The sequence below is a fragment of the Legionella gresilensis genome (assembly GCF_900639865.1).
Lineage (GTDB): Bacteria > Pseudomonadota > Gammaproteobacteria > Legionellales > Legionellaceae > Legionella_C > Legionella_C gresilensis.
This window is the reverse complement of record NZ_CAAAHX010000051.1, coordinates 1-522: the sequence shown is the minus strand read 5'-3', so window position 1 is coordinate 522 and position 522 is coordinate 1. Positions and strand designations below refer to the sequence as shown.

Below are 522 nucleotides of genomic sequence, written 5' to 3'. Positions count from 1 at the left end.
CCTAACAACTGAATATTACTCACCACAATACTAATAGAGTGGCGGTTATTGCCGTCTTCATCAGTCCATGGATTAGAGCGAAGTTTGCCTTCGATAAAGACTAAACTTCCTTTCTGTAAATACTCAGTAACTTTAGTTAAAATGCCAAAAAAGACAAGCTGGTGCCATTCAGCGCGAGTATGCCATTCCTCTTTAATTTTGAATGATTCATTCGTGGCAAGAGTCGCGGTTACAAATGTTTGCCCACTTTTACTAGTGATGACTTTAGGCTCTGTACCTAAATGACCAATGAGTTGAATGCGATTTAAAAAAGCAGTCATTATGTTCTCCTATTTTTAATAAAAAGCACAACAGGAAAACCTCCGCAGCAGGCAGTTGTTTTTCTGTAGTGTGTATAGACAGTGATTCAATCAGTGGTAAGCAGGCATAGACTGTTTGAAGTCAGAGAGAATGAGGTCAAGCTGTTTAATTTCTGCTAAAGACCACTGCTCACGAAATTGGCGCAGGGTATTCAAACAATAA

The 522-nt window shown here is 39.1% G+C and carries 1 protein-coding gene; it reads right to left on the bottom strand.

Annotation, left to right across the window (positions count from 1 at the left end):
* Positions 1-320: single-stranded DNA-binding protein (locus E1P04_RS17510; protein ID WP_131784129.1), on the bottom strand; the 320-nt coding region annotated here is incomplete at its 3' end.
* Between the last annotated feature and the right edge of the window lie 202 nt (positions 321-522).